The following is a 13,252-nucleotide window of genomic DNA, read 5'->3' on the forward strand; positions in this document are numbered from 1 at the left end:
TTAGGGAGTTTTATGTTTCGTCAGTGGTTAACGTTAGTCATTATTGTACTGGTCTACATCCCTGTTGCGATTGATGCAACGGTGCTGCACGTTGCCGCGCCCACGCTGAGTATGACGCTGGGTGCCAGTGGTAACGAGCTGCTGTGGATCATTGATATTTATTCTCTGGTAATGGCCGGAATGGTATTGCCAATGGGCGCGCTGGGCGATCGTATTGGCTTTAAACGTCTGCTGCTGTTAGGGGGCGGAGTATTTGGCCTCGCATCGCTGGCCGCTGCCTTTGCCCACAGCGCGGGTTGGCTGATTGCCACTCGGGCTGTATTGGCGATTGGGGCGGCGATGATTGTTCCGGCAACGCTTGCGGGTATTCGCGCCACATTCGCTGAGCAACGGCATCGCAATATGGCGCTCGGTGTCTGGGCTGCCGTGGGTTCCGGCGGTGCGGCATTTGGCCCACTGGTTGGTGGGATGCTGCTGGAGCACTTCTACTGGGGATCCGTATTCTTAATTAATGTGCCAATTGTCCTGGTGGTAATGGCCTTAACCGCGCGCTTAGTGCCGCGCCAGGCCGAACGTCGCGATCAATCGTTAAATTTCGGTCATGCGATAATGCTGATTGTCGCCATTCTGCTGCTGGTTTACAGCGCTAAAACCGCGCTGAAAGGAAATACGGCGACTGCTGCCATTGCGTTGACGCTGTTAACCGGCGCGTTACTGTTGTGGCAGTTTGTCCGCATCCAGCTTGCCGCTTCCCGCCCGATGATTGATATGCGGCTGTTCACGCATCGCATCATCTTAAGCGGCGTTGTGATGGCGATGACCGCCATGATAACTCTGGTGGGTTTCGAGTTACTGATGGCTCAGGAGCTACAGTTTGTTCATGGTTTAACACCGTATCAGGCGGGACTGTTTATGCTGCCGGTGATGCTGGCAAGCGGCTTCAGCGGACCCATTGCCGGTATGCTGGTGTCACGCCTGGGATTACGTTGTGTGGCAACGGCGGGTATGGCGCTTAGCGCCGTCAGTTTTTACGGCCTGGCGATGACAGATTTCAGTACTCAGCAGATTCAAGCCTGGATATTAATGGCTTTGCTCGGTTTCAGCGCCGCCAGTGCGCTGCTGGCCTCGACGGCGGCTATCATGGCGGCAGCCCCGGCAGAAAAAGCCGCAGCCGCGGGCGCCATTGAGACAATGGCTTATGAACTGGGGGCCGGGCTTGGGATCGCTATCTTTGGTTTGTTGTTGAGCCGCAGCTTTTCAGCCTCGATTCTGCCGCCTGTCGGACTTAACCCACAGGAGATAGAACGAGCCTCATCGTCAATGGGGGAGGCGGTGCAACTGGCGCACTCGCTCCCGTCGTCGCTGAGTGAGGCGTTGCTGTCGGCTGCTAAAGAAGCCTTTACCTGGTCGCACAGCGTGGCCTTAAGCAGCGCTGGCAGCATGCTTATCGTATTAGCGGTAGGAATGTGGTTCAGTCTGGCAAAGGTACAGCGTCAATAACTAATGGGCTAAATGACAGGGGTAATCCATCTCTTCGACTTCTTTCCCACTCAGTCGAGCGTATTGCCCCGTCAGCCTCCAGAACGCAGGCTGTGTTTCCGTATAGATCTCTGCCGCTAAAACCAGGCGGCGGCGATCCACCTCATTCAGCTCCAGCAGCGTCCACGGCACAAAATAACGATCGCTGCCCGTTAGGGTAAACCACAGCGGGCACCCGCAACCGGAACAGAAAAAACGTTCACCACGATTTGAAGATGGGAAGTGCGAAGGTTCTGCTGAATCCGGAGACATCAGCGGCTGAGCGCTGGCTTCCAGATACATAGCGATGCCACCTGACCACTTCTGGCACAGCGTACAATGACAGGCATAGACATCCAGCATTTCGACGTCGACGGTAAAATGACTCTGCCCGCAAAGACAACGACCAGTGAATGTCTGCACGGCATACTCCTTATGACCGAGTCTACATTAAGAGAAAAAGCCAGCCCTGGAAGGACTGGCTTTGTATTCAGACTACAACAAAATTAGAACTGGTAGTTCAGACCAACAGCAACGATGTTGTCAGTGCTTACACCGGCAGCTCTTGTGAAGTTGTTGGCATCCAGCAGGTTGATTTTGTAATCAACGAAGGTGGACATGTTTTTGTTGAAGTAGTAGGTAGCACCCAGGTCTACGTATTCAACCAGATCCTGGTCGCCGTAACCGTTGATGTCTTTACCTTTAGACTTCAGGTAAGCAACGGACGGACGCAGACCGAAGTCGAACTGGTACTGAGCAACAGCTTCAAAGTTCTGTGCTTTATTTGCAATACCGATGATCTCAGTACCTTTAACAGTACCACCAAAGGTAGTCATGTTACGGGTTTCGGAGTAGGTGGTTGCCAGGTAGATGTTGTTCGCATCATATTTCAGGCCAGCAGCCCAAACTTCAGCGTTCTTACCGTCAGCTTTGAACTGACCGCTGTGGTTGTTCTGGGAGTCAGTACGGTCAGATTTCGCATAGGCTGCACCTACGCCGAAGCCATCGTACTCATAGGTAGTTGACAGACCGAAGCCGTCGCCGTTAGCTTCTTTGTCGGCGCTACGATCGTTTTTACCCTGGTACTGCAGGGCAAAGTTCAGACCTTCGACCAGACCGAAGAAGTCGGTGTTACGGTAGGTTGCAACGCCAGTAGTACGACCAGTCATGAAGACGTCAGTCTGGGTCCAGGTATCGCCACCGAACTCTGGCAGAACGTCGGTCCATGCGCCGATGTCGTAAGCTACGCCGTAGTTACGACCGTAGTCGAAAGAACCGTATTCAGCGAATTTCAGGCCAGCGAATGCCAGACGGGTTTTATCTTTGTCGGAACCCTGATCTTCAGAACGGTTGCCTTTGAATTCATATTCCCACTGACCAAAACCAACCAGTTGGTCGTTGATCTGAGTTTCGCCTTTGAAGCCCAGACGCGCGTAAGTTTTGTCGCCATCGCTGCTGGTATCGTTAGAGAAGTAGTGTTGAGCGTGAACTTTACCGTACAGGTCCAGTTTGTTTGCGTCTTTGTTATATACCTCAGCTGCGTTTACCGCACCTGCCGCCAACAGGCTAGTCACTGCCACTGCAACTAATTTAAGTTTCATTCTAAATAATCCTTATAATTATTTCTTGGTGTGTTTCCTAAACCATTGCTAAACGAAGGGGTTCGTCAATGGCAAACCATTTTTAAATGACGCAGTGGTATAAGTTCAATAATAAGTTTCATAATATTGCGAAATATTTGAAGTTGTGTGATCCAGATCTACATAATATAGCTGATTGTATTAATCTTAATATGTGACAGATCGGAATGGGTATATTTACATGGGGAACTATTGTGCAGGCTATGATTTAAATGGCGTTAGTTTCGCAGGTGTAATATATACATGTGAAGAGATACAGATAACCGAGTAATACTTTCGGGCGTTAATTAATTTCCATATATTTAACATTTAATTAAAAAAATATAAACATAAACCGCAGTGGAATGAACAATTATTATTCATTAAATTGTCTAAAGTATAGCCGGATTTTATTTGTTTGTGATAAAACCCGACTTTTTTTCAGGCACGCCGCGTTGCCAGCCAGCAAAGCAGAGACCCCGCGCAGACCATCAGCGCTCCTTGCCAGAAGGATAGTGACAGCGGGGCGCTGAGCAACACCGCCGCCAGCGCAGAGGACAGCACTGGAGTAAAATAAGACCCGACGGCCATAACGGTCACGTTGCCATGCAAAATACCAATATTCCACGCGGCATAGGCAAATCCTAACGTTAATGCTGCAGTGAACATTTTAATCGTCACCGAAGTGCTGAAAACCATTTCCGGTTGAGGCGTAATAAAATAGTAAACCCACAAACTTGCCGCCGTTAGTAAAACGAACACGGTGATGCCGTTAAAACCTTTTGCATATTTATTGGTCACCGTGCAATACGTTGCCCAGATAAAAGCGCCGAGAAAGGCGAGGAAATAGCTAAGCGGGCTGCTGGCAACATTGCTGATAATTTCTCCAGGATTCAGGCCGTTTTCACCCCCCAACACCCAACAAACCCCGGTCAATGCGATGATTAATCCGGGAATCACCAACCAGGTTGTTTTTTGGCCATTAAATAAGATGGCGAATAATATTGTCAGACTTGGCCAGAGATAATTGACCATACCCACTTCAATAGCCTGGTGACGAGTTGCGGCATAGCCGAGGGCCAGCGCTAAGCATATTTCATAGCTAACAAAAAGCACGCTACCGGCGATTAAATATCGCACAGGAATTTTTCTGATATTTGGGAATCCGACGGTAAATATCAGCAACAGGCCGCTTAATGTAAAAATCATCGCCGCGCCGCCTGCCGGCCCCAGTCCTTCGCTTACCCCACGAATAAGCCCGACCATCGTGCTCCAGAGCACGATGGCAATAAGCCCAATTAACGTTGCTTTTTGTTTTGTCATGCTGATTGTCTGTCCATGGTACTGGCAAAAATTAAGCTGAAATGTATAGCACCTTTACACCGTAGCGCGCTAATTAATTCCCTTTTGTCTACTCCCTTATGGGTACAAAGGTTAAGCGAAGTGCACTATTTAGTAGCGGAACCGTTTCGTTATTGATTTGACGCAAAAAAAATATGGATATAGCTGATAGTTTCGTCGCGAAGTTGTACATGTCATCTTTCAATCATGCCGCGCTGGCGCAATTTGAGAGATTTCCTGTACGAATCCCTGCAAAAAAGAGGAAAGCAATGGACGTCAGCCGCAGACAATTTTTTAAAATCTGCGCGGGCGGTATGGCGGGAACAACAGTAGCCGCTCTGGGTTTTGCACCCAAAATGGCACTGGCTCAGGCGCGAAACTATAAGCTGTTGCGCGCCAAAGAGATCCGAAACACCTGCACATACTGTTCCGTAGGTTGCGGGCTATTAATGTATAGCCTGGGAGATGGAGCAAAAAACGCCAAAGAGTCGATTTACCATATTGAAGGGGATCCGGATCATCCGGTGAGCCGTGGGGCATTATGCCCTAAGGGCGCAGGATTACTGGATTACGTGCACAGTGAAAACCGTCTGCGTTACCCGGAATATCGCGCTCCAGGCTCCGACAAATGGCAGCGTATCAGCTGGGATGAGGCTTTCACCCGTATCGCGAAGCTGATGAAAACTGACCGCGACGCCAACTTTATTGAGAAGAATGAGCAGGGCGTAACGGTAAACCGCTGGCTTTCTACCGGGATGCTGTGTGCATCTGCGGCAAGTAATGAAACCGGCATGCTGACGCAAAAATTTGTGCGCTCACTCGGCATGCTGGCAGTAGACAACCAGGCGCGCGTCTGACACGGACCAACGGTAGCAAGTCTTGCTCCAACATTTGGTCGCGGTGCGATGACCAACCACTGGGTTGATATTAAAAACGCCAACGTCGTGATGGTGATGGGCGGTAACGCCGCTGAAGCACATCCGGTGGGATTCCGCTGGGCGATGGAAGCTAAAAACAACAATGATGCCACGCTAATTGTTGTTGACCCCCGTTTTACACGTACAGCCTCGGTAGCGGATATTTACGCGCCAATTCGTTCCGGCACGGACATTACGTTCTTGTCCGGCGTCTTGCTGTATCTGATTGAAAACAACAAAATCAACGCTGAATACGTTAAGCATTACACCAACGCCGGCCTGCTGGTGCGGGATGATTTTGCTTTTGAAGACGGTCTGTTCAGCGGTTACGACGCGAAAAAACGCCAATACGATAAATCGTCCTGGAACTACCAGTTCGATGAAAACGGCTACGCGAAACGCGATGAAACGTTAAGCCATCCTCGCTGTGTCTGGAATCTGCTAAAACAGCACGTTTCCCGCTACACGCCGGATGTGGTGGAAAACATCTGCGGTACGCCAAAAGAAGACTTCCTGAAAGTTTGCGAAGTGCTGGCTTCCACCAGCGCAGCGGATCGCACCACCACGTTCCTGTATGCGCTGGGCTGGACACAGCATACCGTCGGGGCGCAGAACATCCGTACCATGGCGATGATCCAGTTGCTGCTCGGCAACATGGGGATGGCAGGTGGCGGGGTCAACGCTTTACGCGGTCACTCCAACATTCAGGGTTTAACCGACTTAGGGCTGCTCTCTACCAGTCTGCCAGGCTACCTGACGCTGCCGTCAGAGAAACAGGCCGATCTGCAAACCTATCTGGCCGCTAACACGCCAAAAGCGACGTTGGCCGATCAGGTGAACTACTGGGGCAACTACCCGAAATTCTTCGTCAGCCTGATGAAATCTTTCTACGGCAATGCGGCGCAGAAAGAAAACGACTGGGGCTTTGAGTGGCTGCCGAAGTGGGATCAGTCCTACGACGTCATCAAATACTTCAACATGATGGATAGCGGGAAAGTCACCGGCTACATCTGTCAGGGCTTTAACCCGGTCGCGTCCTTCCCGGACAAAAACAAAGTGGTGCAGTGCCTGAGCAAACTGAAGTATCTGGTGGTTATCGATCCGCTGGTGACCGAAACCTCTACGTTCTGGCAGAACCACGGTGAATCAAACGACGTTGATCCGGCTTCTATTCAGACCGAAGTCTTCCGTTTGCCATCCACCTGCTTTGCGGAAGAGGACGGCTCCATCGCCAACTCCGGTCGCTGGCTGCAGTGGCACTGGAAAGGTCAGGATGCCCCGGGTGAAGCCCGCAACGACGGCGAAATTCTGGCCGGTATTTATCACCGTCTGCGCGACATGTATCGCACTGAAGGCGGTAAAGCCGTAGAACCCGTGCTGAAAATGAGCTGGAACTATAAGCAGCCGGACGAACCGCACTCCGAGGAAGTGGCAAAAGAGAACAACGGCTATGCGCTGGAAGACCTCTATGATGCCAACGGTGTGCTGGTTGCGAAGAAAGGCCAGTTACTCAGCAGCTTTGCGCTTCTGCGCGATGATGGATCTACGTCATCGTCCTGCTGGATTTATACCGGTAGCTGGACCGAGCAGGGCAACCAGATGGCCAATCGCGATAACGCTGACCCGTCAGGTCTCGGTAATACGCTGGGCTGGGCCTGGGCATGGCCGTTAAACCGTCGCGTGTTGTATAACCGCGCTTCGGCGGACCCGCAAGGTAAACCATGGGATCCAAAACGCATGCTGATCCAGTGGAATGGCACGAAGTGGACGGGGAACGATATCCCGGACTTCAACACCGCAGCACCGGGCAGTGGCACCAATCCGTTTATTATGCAGCCGGAAGGGCTGGGTCGTCTGTTCGCTATCGATAAGATGGCGGAAGGTCCGTTCCCGGAACACTACGAGCCGATGGAAACGCCGCTGGGTACGAACCCGCTGCATCCGAACGTGATCTCCAACCCGGCAGCGCGTCTGTACGAAGCGGATAAGTTACGCATGGGCACGAAACAGGACTTCCCGTATGTCGGAACGACCTATCGTCTGACCGAACATTTCCATACCTGGACCAAGCACGCATTGCTGAATGCGATTGCCCAGCCAGAGCAGTTTGTGGAAATCAGCGAAACGCTGGCGGCAGCGAAGGGGATCTCCAACGGCGATCACGTCAAAGTCAGCAGCAAGCGTGGATTTATTCGCGCAGTTGCCGTGGTTACCCGTCGTCTGCGTACTCTGCACGTCAACGGTCAGCAGGTTGAAACGGTTGGGATCCCGATCCACTGGGGCTTTGAAGGAGTCGCGCGTAAAGGCTATATCGCCAACACCCTGACGCCGAATGTCGGTGATGCAAACTCGCAAACGCCGGAATACAAAGCGTTTTTAGTTAACATCGAGAAGGCGTAAGGGAGGCGAACATATGTCTATGGAAACGCAGGACATCATCAAACGGTCCGCAACAAACGCCATCACGCCGCCGCCTCAGGCCCGTGATTACAAAGCTGAGGTCGCAAAGCTGATCGACGTTTCCACCTGCATAGGCTGTAAGGCCTGTCAGGTGGCATGTTCAGAGTGGAATGATATCCGCGATGAAGTCGGCCACTGCGTCGGGGTGTATGACAACCCTGCCGATCTTAGCGCCAAGTCCTGGACGGTGATGCGGTTTACCGAAACCGAACAGAACGGCAAGCTCGAGTGGTTGATTCGTAAAGACGGCTGTATGCACTGTGAAGATCCGGGCTGTCTGAAGGCATGCCCGTCTGCCGGGGCTATCATCCAGTACGCCAACGGGATTGTTGATTTTCAGTCAGAGCACTGCATTGGCTGCGGCTACTGTATTGCCGGGTGTCCATTTAATATTCCGCGCCTCAATAAAGAGGATAACCGCGTGTATAAATGTACGCTGTGTGTGGACCGCGTCAGCGTCGGGCAGGAACCTGCCTGCGTGAAGACCTGTCCGACCGGGGCAATCCATTTCGGTACCAAGCAGGAAATGCTGGAAATGGGCGAACAGCGAGTGGCAAAACTGAAAGCACGTGGTTATGAACATGCCGGTGTTTACAACCCGGAAGGTGTGGGTGGCACGCACGTGATGTACGTTCTGCATCATGCCAACCAGCCGGAGCTGTATCACGGCCTGCCGAAAGAACCGCAGATCGATACCTCTATCAATCTGTGGAAAGGGGCGCTGAAACCGCTGGCCGCTGCCGGATTTATCGCCACCTTCGCCGGACTGATTTACCACTACATTGGTATCGGTCCGAATAAGGAAGTGGACGACGACGAGGAGGATCATCATGAGTAAGTCGAAAATGATTGTGCGCACGAAGTTTATCGACCGCGCCTGTCACTGGACGGTGGTGATCTGCTTCTTCCTGGTGGCGTTGTCGGGGATTTCGTTTTTCTTCCCGACTCTGCAATGGCTGACGCAGACCTTCGGTACGCCGCAGATGGGGCGCATTTTGCACCCGTTCTTCGGACTGCTGATCTTCGTGGCGCTGATGTTCATGTTTGTACGCTTTGTTCACCACAACATCCCGGATAAAAAAGATATCCCGTGGCTGAAAAACATTGTGGAAGTGCTGAAAGGCAATGAACACAAAGTGGCGGACGTGGGTAAGTACAATGCCGGACAGAAAATGATGTTCTGGTCGATCATGAGCATGATTTTCGTGCTGCTGATCACCGGCATCATTATCTGGCGTCCGTACTTTGCGCAGTTCTTCCCGATGCAGGTCGTGCGCTATAGCCTGCTTATCCATGCGGCTGCGGGGATTATCCTGATGCACGCCATCCTCATCCACATGTATATGGCATTCTGGGTGAAAGGATCGATTAAAGGCATGGTCGAAGGGAAAGTGAGCCGTCGCTGGGCGAAGAAACATCACCCACGCTGGTATCGCGAAGTTGAACGACAAGAAGCGAAAAAAGAGAGCGAGGAAGGGGTTAACTAACTCCTGACGTGCCCTGATCGTAATGGCGCTACACCTGTAGCGCCATTTTTTTACCCAAAAAAACGTCATATTTCGATAAGCCGGATGACGGGCCTACACGCGCATTTTGCTGATGTAGGCCTGCCATCCGGCAATACGGTTTACTCCAGTTGTGAGTTCAGGCGCTCAATCTCCTCACGCCATTGCGCCTGTAACAGCGGCTTTTGATGTTTCGGCTTGCGGGCAAGATCGTCAGCCAGACGCTGCTCCAGCTCAAGAAGTTGTTCCAGCAATCCATCGCTGTCACCGCTTATTTCGGCTCTTGCATCGACCACCGTTTTGGGAACGGTTATCTCCGAGGATGTTTCCCGAATACGCGCATTGACCGCGTCCAGATCGTGCCATTCACTGAGTTCACCCTTGTCGATCAACCAAAACCGGTTACAGCTTTGGCTGATAAGCTGACGGTCGTGACTGACCAACAACACGCCGCCGTTATAGCTTTGCAGCGTTTCTGCCAACGCCTCTTTACCTTCCAGATCCAGATGGTTGGTCGGTTCATCGAGCATCAGCAGGCTGTAGCGCGCAAGCGTTAGCCCAACAAACAGCAGCCGGGAGCGCTCACCGCCGCTTAGGGAACTGATCCGCTGCGCGTGACGAACCCACGGAAAACCCGCGCTAATCAGCGCCATTTTGCGGATATCGGGCTGCGGAGCAAACGGCTCCAGCGCGTCAAATAACGAATCGTTATCTGCGAGTTGGTGCAGCGTCTGGTCGTAATACCCCAACGTAACGCGCGGGTGCAACACCAGTGAAGGTGATGCCAGTTGTGAGTGAAACTGTTGCCAGATAAGCCTTAACAACGATGATTTCCCGCAACCGTTGCGCCCGACAATCGCCACGCGATCGCCGCTTTTTAACCGGAGACCGGCAATGGAAAACAGCGTATCGGCGTCGGGAGCAGGGGCCACGGACAGATTAGTCATCTCCAGCAAACGATCCGCACGCAGGGCATCTCCCTGCAATGTTAGTGTCCACTGACTTCCTGACGTCACTTCAGTCTGTACCTCTTTCAGGCGCTGTACCTGCTTTTCCATCTGCTTGGCCTTGCGGGAAAGATCTTCGTTGTCGTAGACCCGCCCCCAGGTAGCCAGCCGTTTGGCGCTGGCGGTCACCCGGTCTATCTCCTTTTGCTCAGCCTTATGGCGCAGAGCATCGCTGATGTCTCTTTCTGCCAGAGCCTGACGCGCCGCGCTACAGGGCAGATCGAAGGCATGAAGAGTTCGATCGCGCAGGATCCAGGTTCCGTGAGTCACCGCGTCTAACAGCTGCGGGTCGTGGGACACCACCACAAAACTGCCAGACCAGTTTTGTAAGAACTGTTCCAGCCACAGTAATGTTGGCAAGTCCAGGTGGTTACCCGGCTCATCCAGCAGCAGCAGGTCAGGGTTTCGCATCAGCGCCCGCGCCAATAACAGACGCGTGTGTTGGCCGCCGCTCAGCGTGTGTGCTGTCAGAGATAAATTCTCCGGCGTGAACCCCATTTCGGCGAGCAGTGCTTCAACTCGCCACTGCTGACCTGCGCGTTCATGCTCGGGCAGTTGAGCCAGAACGGCTTCCTGCAGCGTGAGCGGCAATATTTCGTCAGGCAGATGTTGTTCTACACGGGCGAGATGGCAGTGATTTGCCTGCGCGATAACCCCACTGGTCGGCGAAATTGTGCCATCGAGCAGTTTTAACAGCGTGCTTTTGCCGCAGCCGTTGTAACCGATAAGCCCGATGCGGTCGCCTTTTTTCAGGGTAAAGGAAAGATCGTCGAATAGCGTGCCGAATGCCGTATCAACGTGTAAGGATTGTGCGGTTAGTAATGTGCTCATTGTTGCTTACTCAAGAGTTACAGGCGTAAAAACGCCTCGTCAAACATCGCTGACGATAACCCGGTAAGCCCGAGAGAAGGGGATTTAGAAGTTAGCTTCGCTCAAGCAGAAGTTATCGCAGCACGATACCGATAACGCTTGAGCACTGGCGATCGCCAAAAGCATGTGAAACGATAAAACGTTCACAGTACAGCATAAGTATCCTCCTTTTGTTTTTCAGAATGTTAATCGGTAGCGAAAGTGTAATCGTAAGTCACGCAGTCGCGCAAGTTCTGAGCGCCCGGCAGCAGAGTGCCGCCGGGCAAACCGTCAGATAGAGGTACGACGGTAGTCGCGGTATTCTGCCTGCCAGAAATTATCGTCAATCGCCTGTTGCAGCGCTTCGGCGGAGGTTTTCACCGCCACGCCTTGCTGCTGGGCCATTTTACCGACGGCAAACGCGATGGCGCGGGAAACGGTCTGAATATCTTTCAGCTCAGGTAACACCAGTCCTTCGCCGTTAAGCACCAGCGGTGAATACTGCGCCAGCGTTTCACTGGCCGACATCAGCATTTCATCGGTGATACGCGATGCGCCAGAAGCAATTACCCCCAGACCAATACCCGGGAAGATATAGGCGTTGTTACATTGGGCAATGGGATAGATTTTCTCTTTCCACAGTACCGGTGCGAACGGGCTACCGGTCGCAACCAGCGCGTTACCCTCGGTCCAGGCGATAATATCCTGTGGCGTGGCTTCTACGCGGGAAGTCGGGTTAGACAGCGGCATGACGATCGGACGCGGGCAATGCTTATGCATTTCGCGAATGATCTCTTCGGTAAACAGGCCGGTCTGTCCGGAAACACCAATCAGGATGTCCGGCTTAACGTTGCGTACCACATCGAGTAACGACAGCACATCTTCTTGCGTATCCCAGTGCTGCAGATTTTCGCGTTTTTGCACCAGTTTGGTCTGGAAAGAGAGCAGGTTCGGCATCTTATCGGTTAACAGGCCGAAGCGATCGACCATAAACACGCGTTGACGCGCCGCTTCTTCGCTTAAACCTTCACGCTGGATTTGCGCGATGATCTGCTCGGCAATTCCGCAACCGGCGGAACCTGCCCCGAGGAAGACAATGTTCTGTTCGCTTAACTGGCTACCGGCCGCACGGCTGGCCGCAATCAGCGTGCCAACGGTTACCGCAGCGGTACCCTGAATATCGTCGTTAAACGAGCAAATTTCATCGCGATAGCGGGTCAACAGCGGCATGGCGTTTTTCTGTGCGAAGTCTTCAAACTGCAACAGCACGTCCGGCCAGCGATGCTTCACGGCCTGGATGAATTCATCGACAAATTCGTAGTATTCATCATCGGTGATACGCGGATTACGCCAGCCCATATACAGCGGATCGTTGAGCAGTTGCTGGTTGTTGGTTCCGACGTCCAGTACCACCGGCAGGGTGTAGGCCGGGCTGATCCCACCACACGCGGTATACAGCGACAGTTTACCGATTGGAATACCCATCCCGCCGATCCCCTGATCGCCAAGACCCAAAATACGTTCCCCATCGGTGACAACGATGACCTTGATATTGTGGTTAGGAACGTTTTGCAGGATATCGTCCATATTGTGGCGGTTCTGATAAGAAATAAACACGCCGCGCGCGCGACGATAAATCTCGGAGAAACGCTCACAAGCCGCGCCGACCGTTGGGGTATAGATAACCGGCATCATCTCATCAAGGTGATTATGCACCAGGCGGTAAAACAGGGTTTCGTTGGTGTCCTGGATGTTGCGCAGGTAAATATGTTTATCGATTTCGGTTTTGAATCCCTGATATTGGATCCAGGCGCGTTCAGCCTGTTCTTCAATCGTCTCGACCACTTCCGGCAGTAACCCCAGCAGGTTGAAGTTACGGCGTTCTTCCGCACTGAAAGCACTCCCTTTATTCAGTAAAGGGAATTCAAGCAGAACCGGGCCAGCGTAGGGGATGTAAAGGGAACGCAGTTTTTTAGTTTCGTTTTCCATGTCACTCACTCTTTTTTGAATAACCGTCCCTGGCACTCTTTATGATC

The 13,252-nt window shown here is 52.4% G+C and carries 9 protein-coding genes; 4 read left to right on the forward strand and 5 right to left on the reverse strand.

Features of this window, described 5'->3' with window-relative positions:
• The first annotated feature begins 12 nt into the window (after positions 1-12).
• Positions 13-1,500, forward strand: coding sequence for an MFS transporter (locus HV037_RS12380; RefSeq protein ID WP_103283815.1), 1,488 nt, complete (start codon positions 13-15; stop codon positions 1,498-1,500).
• On the opposite strand, the gene HV037_RS12385 is transcribed toward HV037_RS12380, so the two are convergent.
• From HV037_RS12385 to yddG, 3 genes are all read right to left on the reverse strand, one after another.
• Entirely contained in the window at positions 1,501-1,881 is a 381-nt protein-coding gene (locus HV037_RS12385; protein WP_087121860.1) for a GFA family protein, read from the reverse strand. It lies immediately after the preceding gene.
• Positions 1,882-2,024: 143 nt separating this feature from the next.
• Positions 2,025-3,119, reverse strand: a complete 1,095-nt coding sequence (gene ompD, locus HV037_RS12390; RefSeq protein ID WP_019076795.1) for a porin OmpD — start codon at positions 3,117-3,119, stop codon at positions 2,025-2,027.
• Between the two features lie 459 nt (positions 3,120-3,578).
• The gene (gene yddG, locus HV037_RS12395; RefSeq protein WP_016156546.1) at positions 3,579-4,460 is read right to left on the reverse strand and encodes an aromatic amino acid efflux DMT transporter YddG; all 882 of its coding nucleotides are present in this window, start codon (positions 4,458-4,460) and stop codon (positions 3,579-3,581) included.
• 287 nt (positions 4,461-4,747) lie between these two features.
• Between yddG and fdnG the strand changes: the two genes are divergently transcribed.
• The 3 genes from fdnG to fdnI are packed head-to-tail and all read left to right on the forward strand — an operon-like array spanning position 4,748 to position 9,342.
• Positions 4,748-7,795, forward strand: coding sequence for a formate dehydrogenase-N subunit alpha (gene fdnG / locus HV037_RS12400; protein ID WP_103857603.1), 3,048 nt, complete (start codon positions 4,748-4,750; stop codon positions 7,793-7,795).
• Positions 7,796-7,808: 13 nt separating this feature from the next.
• Positions 7,809-8,693 (forward strand): formate dehydrogenase N subunit beta, encoded by an 885-nt coding sequence (fdnH, locus tag HV037_RS12405; protein ID WP_016156544.1) that lies wholly within the window; start codon positions 7,809-7,811, stop codon positions 8,691-8,693.
• Complete coding sequence (gene fdnI, locus HV037_RS12410; protein ID WP_016153106.1) at positions 8,686-9,342, forward strand: formate dehydrogenase-N subunit gamma; 657 nt, start codon at positions 8,686-8,688, stop codon at positions 9,340-9,342. Before fdnH ends, fdnI begins: the two co-directional genes overlap by 8 nt.
• 140 nt (positions 9,343-9,482) lie before the next feature.
• On the opposite strand, the gene HV037_RS12415 is transcribed toward fdnI, so the two are convergent.
• Both HV037_RS12415 and maeA read right to left on the reverse strand, forming a co-directional pair.
• Positions 9,483-11,198 (reverse strand): ABC-F family ATP-binding cassette domain-containing protein, encoded by a 1,716-nt coding sequence (locus tag HV037_RS12415; protein WP_080858778.1) that lies wholly within the window; start codon positions 11,196-11,198, stop codon positions 9,483-9,485.
• A gap of 309 nt (positions 11,199-11,507) precedes the next feature.
• Complete coding sequence (gene maeA, locus HV037_RS12420; RefSeq protein WP_016153104.1) at positions 11,508-13,205, reverse strand: malate dehydrogenase; 1,698 nt, start codon at positions 13,203-13,205, stop codon at positions 11,508-11,510.
• Positions 13,206-13,252 lie beyond the last annotated feature (47 nt).

Source organism: Citrobacter sp. RHBSTW-00017 (assembly GCF_013797615.1).
GTDB lineage: Bacteria > Pseudomonadota > Gammaproteobacteria > Enterobacterales > Enterobacteriaceae > Citrobacter > Citrobacter braakii.

Excerpts from the sequence above, each read along its gene's own strand:
- HV037_RS12380 (WP_103283815.1), top strand. The coding sequence starts at position 13 with ATGTTTCGTCAGTGGTTAACGTTAGTCATTATTGTACTGGTCTACATC.
- ompD (WP_019076795.1), bottom strand. The coding sequence starts at position 3,119 with ATGAAACTTAAATTAGTTGCAGTGGCAGTGACTAGCCTGTTGGCGGCA.
- HV037_RS12415 (WP_080858778.1), bottom strand. The coding sequence starts at position 11,198 with ATGAGCACATTACTAACCGCACAATCCTTACACGTTGATACGGCATTC.
- HV037_RS12385 (WP_087121860.1), bottom strand. The coding sequence starts at position 1,881 with ATGCTGGATGTCTATGCCTGTCATTGTACGCTGTGCCAGAAGTGGTCA.
- maeA (WP_016153104.1), bottom strand. The coding sequence starts at position 13,205 with ATGGAAAACGAAACTAAAAAACTGCGTTCCCTTTACATCCCCTACGCT.
- yddG (WP_016156546.1), bottom strand. The coding sequence starts at position 4,460 with ATGACAAAACAAAAAGCAACGTTAATTGGGCTTATTGCCATCGTGCTC.
- fdnH (WP_016156544.1), top strand. The coding sequence starts at position 7,809 with ATGTCTATGGAAACGCAGGACATCATCAAACGGTCCGCAACAAACGCC.
- fdnI (WP_016153106.1), top strand. The coding sequence starts at position 8,686 with ATGAGTAAGTCGAAAATGATTGTGCGCACGAAGTTTATCGACCGCGCC.